This window comes from Cupriavidus sp. YAF13 (genome assembly GCF_052113425.1).
Classification (GTDB): Bacteria; Pseudomonadota; Gammaproteobacteria; order Burkholderiales; family Burkholderiaceae; genus Cupriavidus.
The window spans coordinates 13,884-27,661 of record NZ_JBFRDD010000026.1 but is presented as its reverse complement, the minus strand read 5'-3'; the positions used below and the strand labels follow the sequence as shown (position 1 = coordinate 27,661).

The window sequence follows — 13,778 nt, the reverse complement described above, 5'->3', positions numbered from 1 at the left end:
CGGGTCAAGACATCTTTGCGGTTGGCCCATGCAGCTGGCGGGTCACCCAGTCGCGGATCTTGTTTAATGAAGGCGAACTTCCTATCGCCTTGAACTAATGTGGGAACAGGATTTCCGCTCGCGGCCCGAGCAGCGCCTTGAYGCGCACCTGCACGTAGGAGGCAGTTTGCGCTCATCAGTCCAGGCCCTGTCGCGGACAAGCCGCGTAGTCCTAAACGACCCGGGATGCCAATGTGAGGATTGCGCAAATTGCACCACTAGCGGAGCCCTGCCCGCCCAGCCTGTATGGCGGCACGGAGCGCATCGTTTCCTATCTGGCCGAAGAACTGGTGCGGCAGGGCCACGAAGTCACGCTGTTCGCAAGCGGGGACTCGACCACGCAAGCCGAGCTGGTACCGTGCTGCGACATGGCGCTGCGCCTGGATACGCGCGTGCGCGATCCGTTGCCATATTATGTAATGATGCTGGACCGCGTCATGGCGAGTGCCAGCAGCTTTGACGTGCTGCATTTCCATATCGACATGCTGCATTTCCCGTTGCTGCAGCGCATGCCCGTGCGGGCCGTGACGACCTTACATGGCCGTCTGGACCTGCCCGACCTGCAGCCGTTCTACGCGCACTTCCCGCATTTCCCGCTGGTATCGGTCTCCACCGCGCAGCGCGCGCCGATGCCGCCGGTGATCTGGGCCGGCACCGTACACCACGGGCTGCCGGCGAACCTGCTGGCCTGCTGCACCAATCCACGCGGCGACTACCTGGCATTCCTCGGTCGGATCTCGCCGGAAAAACGTCCCGACCATGCCATCGAGATCGCGGCACGCGCCGGAATGCCGCTGAAGATCGCCGCCAAGATCGACAAGGTTGACCGCGACTACTGGGAGAGCACCATCCGCCCCCTGGTGGCGGGGCACCCGGAAGTCGACTACATCGGCGAGATCGACGAACATCACAAAGCCGCCTTCCTTGGCAATGCGCGCGCGCTGCTGTTTCCCATCGACTGGCCGGAACCGTTCGGGCTGGTGATGATCGAGGCGATGGCGTGCGGCACACCAGTAGTCGCGTTTGCGTGCGGCTCGGTGCCGGAAGTGATTGAGGCTGGCGTTAGCGGCTTTATCGTGCGCAGTATTGATGAAGCGGTGGCGGCGGTGCATCGCGCGGCCACACTGCCGCGCGCCGCCGTGCGGGCAGCCTTCGAAGCGCGCTTCACCGTTGAGCGGATGGCGCTCGAGTATGTGCGCATCTACCAGAGCCTGGCGGAACCCGGCGAAGACGCGTCGGAAGGCGGGTCCGGCGAACCGGCGCTCGCGTGAACGGAGGAATCTCACCATGCTTACGGACCCCAATGAACTACCCGCGAGCCCGGGGCTAGTCGCCGGTGCCAACCATGTCGCTCAGTTCTACATCCCAGCGGCGGCGTCGCTGCAGGAACGGCGCCCGCGCACGCTAAAGCACGGCGACACCTTCGCGCTGTTCGACCACAACGGCGATGCGATCGGGGCGCCTGGAAGCCCCGAGGGACTGTTTCAGTTCGATACCCGGCACCTGTCCTATCTGCGGCTAACCATCGACGGCGAGCGGCCGATGCTGCTATCTTCGACACTGCGCGACGACAACGCCGCGCTGACCTGCGACCTGACCAACCCAGACCTGTTTGATGAGGATGGCAAGGTGAGGCTCGAGCACGACCTGATCCACCTGCGCAGGTCGCGCTTCCTGTGGAATGGCGCCTGCTACGAGCGGCTGAGCGTGCGCAACTATGACGAGGTGTCACGGCGTGTACGCGTGGATATTGCCTTCGATGCCGACTTCGCCGACCTGTTCGAAGTGCGCGGCACTCAGCGGCTGCGGCGTGGCACGGTGCATGCGCCGGTTGTCACGGGCGCCGCGGTCACGCTGAGCTATACCGGCCTGGACCAGGGGCTGCGCGAAACCCGGCTCGCCTTCGACCCGGCGCCGGCCGAGCTAGGTGGATACGGCGCGAGTTTCACCCTGACGCTCGAGCCGTCGTGCTCCCAGGTGCTTCGCATGGAAATCCGCTGCAAGTCGGTGCAGCGCAAGGCCGAGGAGACGCAATCCTTCCTTAGCGCCCTGCTCCATTCGCGGCGAGAGTTGCGACACGCGACACGCCGCGCGGCATCCATCACCACCTCTAACGAACTCTTCAACGAGGTGGTGCGGCGCAGCGTATCTGATCTCTACATGTTGCTGACCAACACCGTGCACGGGCCTTACCCGTATGCCGGCATTCCGTGGTTCAGCACCGTGTTCGGGCGCGATGCGCTGATCACGGCGTTGCAAACGCTTTGGCTGGACCCAGAGATTGCCCGCGGCGTGCTGCAATACCTTGCCGCGATGCAGGCGAAAACGGTCGATCCCGAGGCCGATGCCGAGCCGGGCAAGATCCTGCACGAAATGCGCCATGGTGAGATGGCACGACTTGGGGAAGTGCCGTTCGGGCTCTATTACGGCAGCGTGGATGCCACGCCGCTGTTCGTGCTGCTGGCTGGCGCCTACCTGCGGCGCACCGGCGATGTCGAGACCATCCGCACGCTGTGGCCAAACATACAGGCCGCGCTGGGCTGGATTACCGACTATGGCGACCGCGATGGCGACCTGTTTGTCGAATATGGCAGGCAGTCACCGGAAGGCCTCATCAACCAGGGCTGGAAAGACAGCCGCGATTCGGTCTTCCATGAGGACGGGCGGCTCGCCCCCGGCCCGATTGCGCTGGCCGAGGTGCAGGCCTACACCTATGGCGCCTGGCAGGCCGCTGCGGCGATCCGCGCGGCGCTGAACGACAACGAGGGCGCAGCGGCCTACGCAGCCAAGGCTGAATTGCTGCGCGAGGCGTTCGACGAACGCTTCTATGACTCGGCGCTGGGCACCTACGTGCTGGCGCTGGACGGCGACAAGCGCCCCTGTCGCATACGTGCTTCCAATGCGGGCCATACGCTGTTTACCGGAATCGCGCTCCCCGAGCGAGCGCCCTCGGTGGTGGCAACGCTGATGGACAGCACCTCATTCTGCGGCTGGGGCATCCGCACCGTGTCCGCCGATGCGGCACGCTTTAACCCCATGAGCTACCACAACGGCTCGGTATGGCCGCATGACAACGCACTGATCGCCGCTGGCATGGCGCGCTACGGCTTCCATCCGGAAACCAGCCGCATCTTCGAGGGGCTGTTCGCAGCCTCCAACTATATCGACCTGCGACGCCTGCCGGAGCTGTTCTGCGGCTTCCCGCGCCAGCGCAGCCAGGGGCCGACGTTCTATCCGGTGGCCTGCTCGCCGCAGGCCTGGGCGGCCGCCGCTCCGTTGCTGCTATTGCAGGCCTGCCTGGGGCTGAACTTCGACACGCGCGAGCCGGCGATCACCTTCGAGGATCCATCGCTGCCGCCCTTCCTTGACGAAGTGGTATTCCGCAACCTGGCCGTCGGTGGCGGCAGCGCCGACGTGGCGGTGCGCCGCTCTGGCGAGCGTGTGGTGGTTGACGTGTTGGCCCGGCAGGGGCCGATCCGGATAGTCACGCGGAACTAGCCGCCGCCAGCTTCCATGCCCGTACACCAGTTCGAAGCCATGCCGCGCTCGCCCCACGAGACAGGTCAGGAAACGCGGCCCAAACGCGGCGCCTGAGGATTGCGGATCCAGCCGGCCGGCATCCTATGCCATGCACCAGTTGCCAATGGTCCCCAAATCGGAGTTAGTCCGGGGTTCCCGCCAGTTCGGCCGACCTCAGCTGCTAATGCTGCGGTGGCAAGGCGCGTATCCGATCGAGTACTTCGAGGGCGATATCACATTCGTCGCCGCCCTGCTGGCGTTGAGCATCAATGTAGTCGATGATCGATTTCACGCCGCGATTTTTCCCCTCGCAGCGGAATAGGTAGGCGGGTGGGCACCCTGCATCAAGGTCCGACAGCAAGCTGTCACGAGCGATATCAACCAAGGTCTTGCAGCCAGAGGCCCGGCCAATGCCCTCGGACGGAGGCCATGCGAGGGCACCCGCGCTAACCCGCGGCCAGGTCACGCAAAGCAGCAGGGCGATGGCGATCAGGCGTCTCCCTTCGAGCGGAAGCATAAAAGAGGAACCCATAGGACCTGGTATTTGCCGAATGAGCGTCCTGTGCGGATCACGCGTGGTGCTCAACCATCACTAAATGGGTCGTCAAGGGGCAACGCGCCCGCCAACTCGAAACGCACCGCGCCAGGCCTTGTGGCAGTAAGCGCTCCCCGGAGACCGAAAGTCCACAGTTGTGCGGATTCTGGAACGCTGAATGAAATTCGGTCCGGCGTCCATCTGAAGCCCTGCGCGCAAGCATGGCCCAGCGCAAACAGGGTGGAACGAAGGCAGCGACCTCAGCAGCTGCAGCGGAGGGCAAGAGCAAGAAGACTGGGAAGCGTGCCACAGTGGCGACCGCGCCGGCGCCAACTCACGCCAAGCGAGTTCATCGGCGAAGAAGTGACGGGCCAATGCCAACGTACGCCTGAACGACACCGGGACGATGCTGGGCATCCCGCGCTCGATGGCCACTAGGCTGGTCACCGAGGGTGATCATCACGCCCACACGCGGGCCACGCCGGAAGCTTTTCTTCACGTTTCAGGACATGGTGCTTCTTCGTACTGAAAATTCCCCGCATGGCGCCACGATCCCAACGCGGCTGATTGTCCGCGCGCTGGCGAGGCTGAAGGCTTTTCGCGGCACCCACCGGCCAGCCGCCTGGCAGCGCGGCCAGGTCTCGGGGTTTCGATGCCGGCCTCCTAGGTGGAACTGGAGGAACTGACAGCGGGCGATCATTGGACGATCCAGACCGCCCTGCAGCGCGTGGAAGCCGCCGGCTACATCGATCCGTGGGCGGAGTACGCCGATACTAGAAAGGTGCAACAAATTGGTGCGGCCATCCGCAAGCTGGCTGGCTAGTCGATTGGAGGATTTGTCATGGCAACCCTTGAGGCGTTTCCTGCTGCGGAGCGCGAAGCCTTTACCAATGCCTGTCGTCGGCACGGGTTCATCGCCGCCGACTTTAGCGTCTGCGACATGGCCGGGGAACAGGATCGCCTGGTCAGCGTGCTGAGGCCAGAGACAGGTGTAATGATGCAGTATGCGGCAGGGTCTCGTGATTCTTGGTCGACCAAATTCGAGCACGACCTAGCCATCCGGGTCTTCGGAGACGCCCCCGAGTAAAACCTCGACAGACGCTCGCTCAATAAGCAGTCATTAAGGCACTTTCAAGTCCGGAAAAGAAATTCGTGACCACTGTATATATATACAGTAAACTCGGTTGCATGGACTCAACCAACAGCCATGCCGACGCCCAATCCAGAATCCATCCATCCCGCCCTCTGGCGAGCCTCCCAGCTTGCCAGGGCGAACGGTCGCCTCGACAGGTTTGACGGTCGTCGCAAAGGAAGTACGCGTTCGAATGCCGCCAACAGTCCCCGGAAGGCTTCCGACTCCTGCCATCGAGGCATCTCGAAGCGCGCAAAGCGACTGCTCATTTGGGAATCGGTTTGAAGTGCTATCTCAGCATCGTGCGTCCCCACAAGGACAATCGTCATCTGGAGATCGTTGGCCAGAAACTTGAGCAGGTTCAGGGAGGCGCGCTGCTCGCGATAATTTCCCGACAAGAGGTGATGAACTTCATCGACAACCAGCATGCGCGGCGAAACTTTCCAAAGCAACTCGCGACTCAGATGCTCAAGCACGTTTAGCCTCGCTGATGCGTTGAACGGCGCTCCAAGCTCGAACAGCAGCGATGTGTAGAAGCGGTTCTGGTCGGGCGTGGGTGGCATCTGCATAGACACCACCTTCCGGCGCTCCACGCCCGCAATTTCGTCGTATTCCGGAGGAAGGCGCCGTTCAAATTTCGCGATAACCTGGGTCTTTCCGATGTTCGATTCGCCGTACAGCAGCACGCACGGCATACGCTGCCGTGGAGGGATCTTCACCAATCGGTCCAAGAGCTCGAACGCCTGTGTTGCGCGGGGATAGTCAATCCATCTATCGCGGGCCAGGGCAAGAATACGAACATTGTCGTCGCTCTTTGCTAAAGAACGGACCTCCGGCAGAAGGTGTGTCAAGGAAGCACTCATCGCCAGTTCACAGTTGCTCTACGTGATAAATTGGAGGCGGCTTGCTGTAGTCGACATCCGGCGTTGCCGACGACGCCTCGAGGGATTTCGCCTGCTGACTGGCCTGCCTGCTCGCCGGGAAAGGCGAGGTCTCCCCTGCTCTTCCTCGTCTGTCTGCAGATCGCCGCTTCGCTGTTGCCCCCTCTATGATGCTGCGTTGCGCAGCGATCGCGTTGAATATCGCAGACTCCGTGACGTGGGATTTTCCCTGCGATCGGAGATGCTTGAGTACCGCCTTTTGCTCCCACAGGGAGATTCGGCCACGACGTAAATCGGCAAAGCTTGCCTCAACGTATTCCTTGCCATCGGCACTGACGAAGATTCTCGATAGGTCCTCTGGATGGTATCGCACCACGACGCGACGGTTAGCCGCCCGCCAGGCGGTGAAGATCGGATGCCAATAGTGCAGATAGAACAGCGTCAAGCCATCAGACTGGATGGTGCGTCGGCTCATTGGCAGGAACTGAATGAGGAAGCGAAGTTCTTCAGCCGCTGAGTCGGGAAGAAGCCGCGGCTTCGGTGCTTCAGACAACGTCGACCACGCGGAGTATGGCGTCGCGCCGCCTAAACCTCGATGGGCACTGTGATGGTAGGTCTGTCCGATTTCATACATCAGCCATTGCTCGAACTCCGGAAGGGTTAATGCGGCTTCCGCTTCCGGCTTGTGAGCCTTTCATCCTTTCGTCGACGATCCGGTCGAGCCTGGCAGACTGTGCACCTTCTCCATCATGGTACGGTTCAGTCTTTCTATATGGCCCCCGAAATAGGGTCGGCCAGGCGGGCGATACATCAGCTCGATGCCGTATTGATTGCAGCCCGCTCGCAGTGCCTTACTTTTGAACTCGGCAGCGTTGTCGAGATGCAATACCTTCGGCACGCCATGCGTCGGCCAATCTACAGCAACGTCCCGGCTCGCCAACCAGGGCGCCTTGGGCAGGACCATCCGCGTGAGAAGTAGAGCGACAGTCGCCGCGTTAGGGCGGTCGAAACCGACATATATGGCCACGACTGATCGTGTCGCGACGTCGATTGCCAGCGTCAGCCACGGTCTGCCAAGCGTGTGGCGAAACACCTCATCGACCAGCATGATGTCGGCAAGTGTGTGATCGATCTGCACAATATCCAACGGATGCTGTGCGACAAGATGGCCCGGCGCTGCGCCTGAAAGCTTCATGCATTCTTTGTCACGGTAGTCGGCCCACCGGCGGGAGATTGTTGGCCTGGAAGGTGGTGTGGCGCCTGCAACGGCGCACCGCATGCGGACCTCTCGGCAAATCTCATGAAGGGGATGGGCGAGATGCTTCTGCCGCGGAAGCCAATCGGATAGGACGTCCTGAACGATTGCCTCCACTTCATTCGACAGCATGTATTGCCCTTGACGTGGACCTGACGGAGACGGCAGCAATGACGCTGTCACCGGGTCTTCTAGAAAGCGTCTGCGCAACCGGTACACTGAAGAAGAGTGCAAGCCGTGAAGTGTAGTAAAGATGCGACTTTTGCGTAGTAAAGTTGCATCTTTACTACACTTCACGGCCGGCCAAGACGCGTCGCGCACCGCCGAAGGCTTCGGCCCGCCCAGCGAAGCCCGTCAATGAGCCCGCTAAGCCCGTCGATCCGGTGCTGCAGGCCATCGCGAAGCTGCAAAAGCGCTTCCCGCAAACCTTTCCGAAGAATCCTGCGCCCAAGGTACCGCTCAAGATCGGCATCTTCGAGGATCTCCTCCCCCACGTGGAGGAACTTGCCCTGACGGAGCCGGTATTGCGCGACGCGATTCGGACCTGGTGCCGCGGCACTCGCTACTGGACCTGCATGGTGGAAGGTGCCCCGCGCGTGGATCTGGCGGGGCAGGAGGCGGGACACGCTTCAAAAGTCGATGCGGACCGCGCGCAGCAACTGCAAGCCCGTCGTGCAGCGCGAGCGCAATCTCGACCCGTGACCGCCCCGAAGCCCAACTGATCCGTGATGGGGATGTCGCGCCGGCAGCGCGGCGTCGTGCGCCGACGAAACGCGACCTCGCATCATGCCTGCGTCGGCACGATGATGAACGCTCGCGGCGCGCCGCGTTCGGCGCAAGGCAGTCGCTGTTGAGCGATCACTTCCGCTAACGGCGCCCGCTAATTGCCAATGTGGGTGCGAGAAAGCTATTTCACTCGAAAATGCTCGATGCTCTGCCCGGCATTCACCGCCCTCTGCAGCCAATCTGGCAGCTCGCCTTTACCGTCCCAAACACGACCATCCGCACTCCGGTAGCGCACTGCTTGCGGTTTGGCAGCATCCTCAAAACAACCAGCATGCATAAGGTCATCGAAGGAAATGCTGTTTCGGACCATCTGCATTCGGACCCACAAGATCGCGGCTTGTTTGTCGGCAGAGTCTCTGCTGCCAGATACAAATAGACGGCCCGCTTCCAGCGGCTCCGAGTTTGTGCCCCGACTTGAACGCCGGAATGCCTCGTGAGGTACTGATTGGATTGCTCTCATGAAATCAAATGACGGCGGACTCTGTCCGCAAGAGAACACGGGTAAGAGCTGCCTCCTGCAGTCCAGGGGAGTTCAAGACAATAGGCCAAACGCAAGTTGAAGAAAACTTCCAACAGCTGCCTTTAAAGCTAAAGCTCGCGCTAATGACCACCACGCCCGTCCCGCTGCATAGCCTTGAGAAAAACATGGCCATTAATTGTAATCAGAGCACGATGGTGTCCCGGTGAGACTCGATCCCGCGTTGCGAGGTCCCGCTCGAGCAAGGCATTAAAATCGGCGGAATCAAGTTCGACTGGAGGTGACCCGCTTTTTCGGACAGTGCCTATCTTGGGTAAACAGGGGGTGCACCATGCCGAAAACGCGCCCACCGTACAGCACTGTCTTCCGTCAACAAGTGGTTGACTTGGTCCATGCCGGTCGCAGCCCCGAAGATCTGGCCAAAGAGTTCGAACCCACGGCTCAGACCATTTACAACTGGGTTGCACAGGCCGAGCGTGACGCAGGCACACGTCATGACGGCCTAGATGTACCCAAGGTAGTCGGCAAACGGGCCGACGTACTGGTTAGTGGTTCTCGGCCCAGCGTGCGAGGTGGGCGCGGCTGAGCTTGCCTTGCGCCCAGGCCTGGCTGAACGACGACAAGTTGGCACTTTTGCCCCGCACGAGTTCCTCGAGGGCGGTCCGGAAGCTGTCTTTGTCGAGCAAATGGGTCACGGTTGTCTCTCCTTGGGTAGCGGCTCCGGCACACGTTACGGCGAATTCCGGGGCGTGCTTCACATCATAGTTACTGATGATTTAATCCTCATTTCTCATAGCCCCCGCATCACTGACATCACGCTGCCCGCACGCGAGCGCATCCACGTCGTCAGTGAGGGCGACCCGGCTGCGCCGGCAGTCTTCCTCAGCCATTCGATCCTGTCCAGCCATGCCATGTGGGACACCCAGGCGGCCCTGCTCGCCAGCCGGGGCTGGCAGGTCGCGTTCATGCCGGCCGGCGAGGCCTCGATTGTCGAGTCGCCGTGGCCCCGGATGTCGGCACGAACGATTCCACCGGCGCTCGTCTGCCATCTCCGATGGCCCGCTTCATCGGCTCGTGCGACCACCTTGCCATCAGAAAGCAGGTAAGCTGCAGCCCAGTGGATTTACATCCCGCCCGATGACGTCCGCTGCCGCGGGCTGTAGGTTCAACTGTCGACTGGAAGGAATTCGCGCAACGTCGCTTCACTACTCTTTACGAGAGGCGAGTGTCCATACGAAGGCAAGGACCAAGCCTGAACTCGCCGGGCGGCCGGCTTGGCGAGCTGATCATCGATGCAACCCCTGCGCTTTCGACGGCCTCTGCTGTTCCTGCGTGTAGTCGATCGTCACGAATGGCCCACCTTGGAAGTGTTGCGCGATCGGGTCCAGCGGGGTGGGCTGCGCTAGGATCTCGCTCGCCCAGTCCTCGGCATTCTGCGTTGGCGCATAGCCGATGGCATTGCCTTCTTTGAGGTCGTAATAGGCACGGGTGTTGGCGGAGATGCCCCATACCGCCGCATACCCGACGTCGTTGGCCTGGATCGAGCGCATCACGAGTTGCACTAGGTCTTCGGTGCCCATCCATGTGCTTAGCTGTCGGAAATTTTCCGGGGGGCGCCCCATCGTCGTGCCGATGCGCAGAGAGATGCCTTCGATGCCATGCTTGTCCCAGTACATGCGGGCCATCGCTTCGCCCCACACTTTCGACAGGCCGTAGAGACCGTCGGGCCGGACCTCGGCGTTGAGCCCCAGCCGGGCGTCTATCGCATGCATGCCGAAGGCGTGGTTCGAACTGGCGAAAACGATGCGTCGCACCTTGTGGCGCCTCGCCCCCTCGTATACCTGATGCAGCGCGACAAGATTGTTTTCGATGATCTCCTGAAGCGAACGCTCAAGGCTGGTACCGGCCATGTGCACGAGCACGTCAACGCCCGCGAGCATGCGGTCGACCACGGCCGGATCCCTCAGGTCCCCGTGCATCACTTCTTCACCATCGTGCAGCGGCGTCAGCGGCTCCATGCCCCCCGCCGAGCGCAAATCAATTCCACGCCTTTGAAGTTCAACCCGCAGGATGCGGCCAACATTACCACTCGCTCCACTCAATGCCACTTTCATGACCTTCCTTCTCCCTTTCGCTATTGCATTACACACATCAGCCGCGATACAACGCGACCGGCACGCCGGGCACGTCCACTTCAATCCGGAAGACCCCGCCGGCGAAGGGCTCTTGATCCAGCTGGGCCTCGGTCAAACCCTCACGCAGCGAGGTTACGAACAGCGTTTTCAGTTCGGGCCCGCCAAAACATGGCATGGTCGGATGCGTGACAGGCAGTTCGATGTGCGAGAGCAGTTCGCCGCGCGGACTGAAGCGGTTGATGCGGCCAGCTGAAACACCGCAACTCCAGTAGCAGCCTTCGGCGTCTGTCGCACCGCCGTCGGGCCTGCCCCACTCGGATCGAACCTCGACGAACAACTCTTTCGCGCCGATGGTGCCTGTAGCCGGATCGTGCGCATAGCGCCAGATCACCCCGCCGCGTGAATCGGAGTGGTAAAGCACTCGACCATCGGGGCTCCAGGCCAGGCCATTGGAGACCTTGAGACCACCAGCCATACGTTCGCATCGGTAGTCGGCGCCCAGCCGGTACAGCGCTGCAACTGCCTCCTTCTGCGGCCGGTCGTCCATCGTCCCCGCCCAGAAACTACCGTCGGGCGCAACCTTCCCATCGTTTAGGCGATTCGTTGGACGATCGGCTTCAGGATGTACGACGAACGTTGGTGCCGCGCCCTCAGTGGCGGGGTCGAACAAATGAAAGCCCGTGCGCATGGCCAGCACTAGCCCCCCGGACTGCCGCAGACCGATGCTGCCCACAGCGGCCGGCATCGGCCACTCACGCCATTCGCCACTTGCCGGGTGCCAGCGGTAGACGGCCGGCTTCACGATGTCGACCCAATAAAGCGCCTGCTCACTCGCCGACCAGACTGGGGATTCACCCACCGTATTCCTGGCGTCCACTGCGCAGTGCACGGCCAATTCCAATTTGCTTGCCATGAAAGATCCCTCTGATGCGCTTCAATTGCGCATCCTGAAAGCACTAGAAAGCGTGCGTCATGCCCACGCCGTATCGCGTAACCTTCGAGGTGGCTTTGCCATCCGCACGATCGACCACAATCCTACGAAACGCCGTGTAGAGCCGAGTCCGCTTCGACAGATCATAGGTAGCCATCAAGCTCAGGCCATCGGCATCGACAACCGTCAGTCCGGCAGCGTTCTTTGTGTTCGCCTTGGCATAGCCCACTGCCACCGTTGCCGCGCCGAATGGCACATTAAAACCGACTTCAAATTCATTGGACTTCTGATGGCCCGGCACTCGCTCGTCGACCTGCCTCTGGTAGGCGCCGACGAAGCGGGCCACGCCAAAGGCGTAGTGGCCGGCAATGATGCGGAACTTGTTGTACCCGGTCGCATACCGCTCATCCTGGAAGCCATAACCGATACGCGCCGGGCCCGAGGCGTACTCCACATGTCCCGTGACCATTCTCGGCGCGCTGGTGGCCGTGCTCGCGCGCTCATCCAGGCTCATGCTCAAGGATCCGCGAAATGGGCCGATCATTGGCGAGCCATAGTAGAGCGTGTTGTTGCCGCGTGCCAGATAGTCGCTTCCACTCACTGCGGGCACCCCGCGCGCGGCGGTGGCACCCGCGCTCCAGACCTGCCCGGTCGATGCAAAGCCCGATGAGTCGTAGAGATGGTTCGTCGAACCGCGCAAGGCATCGAACGCGGTCAGCATGCGCCCGAAGCGCACCTCGCCGTAGGCACTGCCGAGACCTACCCAGGCCGCGCGATTGAAACCATTGTCCGAGGCTGACACATTGGTCACCGTGCCAGTGTCGACGCTGATGCCCTGCTCGAGCGCGAACCTGGCGCGCAACCCGCCGCCAAGGCTCTCCTCGCCGCGTATGCCCCAGCGGCTCGCCTGGGCCCCGCCGCTTTCTAGCACCGTTGTCTTGCCCGGCGCCGCCCCGACCTTGACATCATTCTGGCCGACCCACGTGTCGGCGATGCCCCAGAGGGTCACGTTGGCAGTGGCATCGGCACTCGACAGGACACCAAGCACGATCACGACAAAGGAGGACTTGTTCATAGCTTACCTCAAGGGGCGGAAGACCAACCCATCTGTCGTCAGTCGTCAGATGAGTTAGGCCACTATAACCCCTCAAGGGCCACCGATAGATAGGTGGAAACACCAACTCCTACGACGGCCTTGCCCTGCGTGTGCAGAAAACTACTCGCCGACCTTCGCTCGCAATCGCTCCCGGCTGTTGCTCAGATGCAGGAACATCGCGGCCCGGGCCGCGGCGGCATCCGCGCGCCGGATCGCGTCATAGATGGCCTCGTGCTCGGCTTGCGCGATGTCCTTGCCGGATTCGAGCGACGGCAGCGGCTCGGAGAAGCGCGGCCCGGCACCAGCACTCTCGCTGGCAAGGGGTTGCGCCGCATCCGCGACGCGGCGCGCAATCGTCACCCTCTCCAAGCTGCCGAGCACCTCCTCGAAGTACTCGTTGCCGGTGGCGGCCGAGATTTGCGCGTGGAAGCGGTAATCATCCTCCACAGTGCTGACGCCGGCGCGGCGATGGGCGTCAAAGGCGTCCAGCGCCTCTCGCATCGCCTTCAGGTGCTGATCTGCGCGCCGCAAGGCCGCCAGACTGGCCGCCTCAGACTCCAGGATGATTCGCAGCTCCAGCATCGCAAGGACCTGGCGCGCCTTGAAGTCGCCGGCACCGATCCTCAGGATCGGTTGCGCCACTGGCGGGGCCAGCACAAAGGTGCCCTTGCCCTGCAGCGTCTCCACAATGCCGTGAGCCTGGAGCCGCGACATCGCCTCCCGCACGACGGTGCGGCTCACGCCGAACTCACGCATCAGTTCCGGTTCCGAAGGCACCCGGTCGCCAGGCCTCAACACCCCATCATTGATACGATGGGAGATACCATCGACAACGCGCTGGGGCTGACTCTTTGCCCTTGCGACACTTTCCTGCATACCAATCTCCAGTGGGCGGCGCCCAAGTCCTTTGAGCGATTATACCAACTCCCCCAAACACACCTGACGACTGACAGGTGGGCTTCTAGGCGAGAAATCTAGGGTTAGCACCCAT

17 protein-coding genes are annotated in these 13,778 nt (G+C 61.9%); 7 read left to right on the top strand and 10 right to left on the bottom strand.

The features are described 5' to 3' along the window. The first annotated feature begins 233 nt into the window (after positions 1–233). Together AB4061_RS20820 and AB4061_RS20815 are read left to right on the top strand one after the other, a co-directional pair. The gene (locus AB4061_RS20820) at positions 234–1,310 is read left to right on the top strand and encodes a glycosyltransferase family 4 protein (RefSeq protein ID WP_441637069.1); all 1,077 of its coding nucleotides are present in this window, start codon (positions 234–236) and stop codon (positions 1,308–1,310) included. 16 nt (positions 1,311–1,326) lie between these two features. Further along, complete coding sequence (locus AB4061_RS20815; RefSeq protein ID WP_441637067.1) at positions 1,327–3,537, top strand: amylo-alpha-1,6-glucosidase; 2,211 nt, start codon at positions 1,327–1,329, stop codon at positions 3,535–3,537. Between the two features lie 202 nt (positions 3,538–3,739). Here the strand turns inward: AB4061_RS20815 and AB4061_RS20810 are convergent, their stop codons facing one another. Next, on the bottom strand, positions 3,740–4,075 hold the full coding sequence (locus AB4061_RS20810) for a hypothetical protein (protein ID WP_441637065.1): 336 nt from the start codon (positions 4,073–4,075) through the stop codon (positions 3,740–3,742). A gap of 685 nt (positions 4,076–4,760) precedes the next feature. On the opposite strand from AB4061_RS20810, the gene AB4061_RS20805 reads away from it, so the two are divergent. Both AB4061_RS20805 and AB4061_RS20800 read left to right on the top strand, forming a co-directional pair. Beyond that, complete coding sequence (locus tag AB4061_RS20805; RefSeq protein ID WP_441637063.1) at positions 4,761–4,916, top strand: hypothetical protein; 156 nt, start codon at positions 4,761–4,763, stop codon at positions 4,914–4,916. Positions 4,917–4,934: 18 nt separating this feature from the next. Further along, positions 4,935–5,180: a hypothetical protein gene (locus AB4061_RS20800; RefSeq protein WP_441637061.1), complete on the top strand. Its 246-nt coding sequence runs from the start codon at positions 4,935–4,937 to the stop codon at positions 5,178–5,180. A 107-nt stretch (positions 5,181–5,287) separates the two neighbouring features. On the opposite strand, the gene AB4061_RS20795 is transcribed toward AB4061_RS20800, so the two are convergent. Genes AB4061_RS20795 through AB4061_RS20785 form a run of 3 tightly spaced genes read right to left on the bottom strand, consistent with a single transcriptional unit; the run spans position 5,288 to position 7,301 of the window. Continuing rightward, the gene (locus tag AB4061_RS20795) at positions 5,288–6,088 is read right to left on the bottom strand and encodes a TniB family NTP-binding protein (protein WP_441637059.1); all 801 of its coding nucleotides are present in this window, start codon (positions 6,086–6,088) and stop codon (positions 5,288–5,290) included. Between the two features lie 7 nt (positions 6,089–6,095). After that, positions 6,096–6,740 carry a Mu transposase C-terminal domain-containing protein gene (locus AB4061_RS20790; protein ID WP_441637057.1) on the bottom strand — a complete coding sequence of 215 codons (645 nt, stop codon included), beginning with the start codon at positions 6,738–6,740 and terminating at the stop codon, positions 6,096–6,098. 60 nt (positions 6,741–6,800) lie between these two features. Continuing rightward, positions 6,801–7,301 (bottom strand): hypothetical protein, encoded by a 501-nt coding sequence (locus tag AB4061_RS20785; RefSeq protein ID WP_441637055.1) that lies wholly within the window; start codon positions 7,299–7,301, stop codon positions 6,801–6,803. Between the two features lie 335 nt (positions 7,302–7,636). On the opposite strand from AB4061_RS20785, the gene AB4061_RS20780 reads away from it, so the two are divergent. Continuing rightward, positions 7,637–8,083 (top strand): ProQ/FinO family protein, encoded by a 447-nt coding sequence (locus AB4061_RS20780; RefSeq protein ID WP_441637053.1) that lies wholly within the window; start codon positions 7,637–7,639, stop codon positions 8,081–8,083. Positions 8,084–8,268: 185 nt separating this feature from the next. Here the strand turns inward: AB4061_RS20780 and AB4061_RS20775 are convergent, their stop codons facing one another. Next, positions 8,269–8,424: an H-NS family nucleoid-associated regulatory protein gene (locus AB4061_RS20775; protein ID WP_441637201.1), complete on the bottom strand. Its 156-nt coding sequence runs from the start codon at positions 8,422–8,424 to the stop codon at positions 8,269–8,271. A 532-nt stretch (positions 8,425–8,956) separates the two neighbouring features. On the opposite strand from AB4061_RS20775, the gene AB4061_RS20770 reads away from it, so the two are divergent. Further along, positions 8,957–9,211, top strand: coding sequence for a transposase (locus tag AB4061_RS20770; protein ID WP_441637051.1), 255 nt, complete (start codon positions 8,957–8,959; stop codon positions 9,209–9,211). Here AB4061_RS20770 and AB4061_RS20765 read toward each other — a convergent pair. Continuing rightward, positions 9,171–9,320, bottom strand: a complete 150-nt coding sequence (locus tag AB4061_RS20765; protein WP_441637209.1) for a hypothetical protein — start codon at positions 9,318–9,320, stop codon at positions 9,171–9,173. The two genes, AB4061_RS20770 and AB4061_RS20765, sit on opposite strands and share 41 nt — an antisense overlap. Before the next feature lie 54 nt (positions 9,321–9,374). On the opposite strand from AB4061_RS20765, the gene AB4061_RS20760 reads away from it, so the two are divergent. Next, complete coding sequence (locus tag AB4061_RS20760; RefSeq protein WP_441637207.1) at positions 9,375–9,731, top strand: hypothetical protein; 357 nt, start codon at positions 9,375–9,377, stop codon at positions 9,729–9,731. A 180-nt stretch (positions 9,732–9,911) separates the two neighbouring features. Here the strand turns inward: AB4061_RS20760 and AB4061_RS20755 are convergent, their stop codons facing one another. From AB4061_RS20755 to AB4061_RS20740, 4 genes are all read right to left on the bottom strand, one after another. Further along, positions 9,912–10,739 carry an NAD-dependent epimerase/dehydratase family protein gene (locus tag AB4061_RS20755; protein ID WP_441637049.1) on the bottom strand — a complete coding sequence of 276 codons (828 nt, stop codon included), beginning with the start codon at positions 10,737–10,739 and terminating at the stop codon, positions 9,912–9,914. Positions 10,740–10,776: 37 nt separating this feature from the next. Then, on the bottom strand, positions 10,777–11,673 hold the full coding sequence (locus tag AB4061_RS20750) for an SMP-30/gluconolactonase/LRE family protein (RefSeq protein WP_441637047.1): 897 nt from the start codon (positions 11,671–11,673) through the stop codon (positions 10,777–10,779). Between the two features lie 43 nt (positions 11,674–11,716). After that, positions 11,717–12,766 (bottom strand): porin, encoded by a 1,050-nt coding sequence (locus AB4061_RS20745; protein WP_441637045.1) that lies wholly within the window; start codon positions 12,764–12,766, stop codon positions 11,717–11,719. Positions 12,767–12,907: 141 nt separating this feature from the next. Continuing rightward, positions 12,908–13,663, bottom strand: a complete 756-nt coding sequence (locus tag AB4061_RS20740; RefSeq protein ID WP_441637043.1) for a FadR/GntR family transcriptional regulator — start codon at positions 13,661–13,663, stop codon at positions 12,908–12,910. Positions 13,664–13,778 lie beyond the last annotated feature (115 nt).

What these genes read in the sequence shown, in the direction of transcription:
- AB4061_RS20815 (WP_441637067.1), top strand. Translation starts at nt 1,327, where the DNA reads ATGCTTACGGACCCCAATGAACTACCCGCGAGCCCGGGGCTAGTCGCC.
- AB4061_RS20810 (WP_441637065.1), bottom strand. Translation starts at nt 4,075, where the DNA reads ATGCTTCCGCTCGAAGGGAGACGCCTGATCGCCATCGCCCTGCTGCTT.
- AB4061_RS20800 (WP_441637061.1), top strand. Translation starts at nt 4,935, where the DNA reads ATGGCAACCCTTGAGGCGTTTCCTGCTGCGGAGCGCGAAGCCTTTACC.
- AB4061_RS20795 (WP_441637059.1), bottom strand. Translation starts at nt 6,088, where the DNA reads ATGAGTGCTTCCTTGACACACCTTCTGCCGGAGGTCCGTTCTTTAGCA.
- AB4061_RS20790 (WP_441637057.1), bottom strand. Translation starts at nt 6,740, where the DNA reads ATGTATGAAATCGGACAGACCTACCATCACAGTGCCCATCGAGGTTTA.
- AB4061_RS20785 (WP_441637055.1), bottom strand. Translation starts at nt 7,301, where the DNA reads ATGAAGCTTTCAGGCGCAGCGCCGGGCCATCTTGTCGCACAGCATCCG.
- AB4061_RS20775 (WP_441637201.1), bottom strand. Translation starts at nt 8,424, where the DNA reads ATGCATGCTGGTTGTTTTGAGGATGCTGCCAAACCGCAAGCAGTGCGC.
- AB4061_RS20770 (WP_441637051.1), top strand. Translation starts at nt 8,957, where the DNA reads ATGCCGAAAACGCGCCCACCGTACAGCACTGTCTTCCGTCAACAAGTG.
- AB4061_RS20755 (WP_441637049.1), bottom strand. Translation starts at nt 10,739, where the DNA reads ATGAAAGTGGCATTGAGTGGAGCGAGTGGTAATGTTGGCCGCATCCTG.
- AB4061_RS20750 (WP_441637047.1), bottom strand. Translation starts at nt 11,673, where the DNA reads ATGGCAAGCAAATTGGAATTGGCCGTGCACTGCGCAGTGGACGCCAGG.
- AB4061_RS20745 (WP_441637045.1), bottom strand. Translation starts at nt 12,766, where the DNA reads ATGAACAAGTCCTCCTTTGTCGTGATCGTGCTTGGTGTCCTGTCGAGT.
- AB4061_RS20740 (WP_441637043.1), bottom strand. Translation starts at nt 13,663, where the DNA reads ATGCAGGAAAGTGTCGCAAGGGCAAAGAGTCAGCCCCAGCGCGTTGTC.